The following is a 705-nucleotide window of genomic DNA, read 5'->3' as shown; positions in this document are numbered from 1 at the left end:
TCAGTCGCCGGCTCCGGCGGGTCGGGTCTCACTCTCCCCCGAGGGACCCGACCCCGCCGGTCATGCCGACAGCCCGCCTGGCGCGGGTTCGCGTTGGCCCGCGAGGCAGACACTCGCCGCGGAGGTGCGGCAGGGGCGCGGCTCAGCGGTCGCTGCGGGCGGGTTCCAGCACGACGAGGGGCGTCTGGCGGCTGCGGGTCGCCGCGTGCGCGTCGAGGTCGTCGCCGCCCTCGAGTGAGCGGAACACGTTCCACAGACGCTCGCGCTCCTCGCCGTGTGCCTCGCGGGCGATCACGTCGCGTCGCTCGCCGGGAAGATCGATGGATGCCGCGGGCCGGGCCTGCAGGTTCAGCCACCACGCGGGCGGCGGATCACCCCACCCGTTCATGGCCATCGTGACGATGTCGGGGCCGTCCTCGACATAGGCGACGATCGCGACGCGCGGCGCTCCGGAACGGCGGCCGATCGTGTGCAGGCGCATCATGCCCCAGACCTTCGAGGTCGGCGGCCGGAGACCGAGGCGTCCACCCGTGACGTTGTAGATGGCGCGGTGCACGACCCACGCGGTGCGGATGAACCAGCGCGGAGGGATGCGCGCGGATCCCGCGGACGAGGATGCCGGAGTCTGAGGCGATGCGGTGCTCACATGCCGATCATGGCCGCGTCTCCGCGCGGGCGCATCGGCCGATCGGCCGATCTTCTCCG

General features: G+C 73.0%; 1 protein-coding gene. It reads right to left on the bottom strand.

Translation table 11 applies throughout. The features are described 5' to 3' along the window. Nucleotides 1-142: 142 nt before the first annotated feature. Entirely contained in the window at nt 143-646 is a 504-nt protein-coding gene (locus ABG085_RS15295) for a nitroreductase/quinone reductase family protein (RefSeq protein WP_347976589.1), read from the bottom strand. Nucleotides 647-705 lie beyond the last annotated feature (59 nt).

The organism is Microbacterium sp. ProA8 (assembly GCF_039905635.1).
Classification (GTDB): domain Bacteria; phylum Actinomycetota; class Actinomycetes; order Actinomycetales; family Microbacteriaceae; genus Microbacterium; species Microbacterium chionoecetis.
This window is presented reverse-complemented; position numbering and strand designations above follow the sequence as displayed.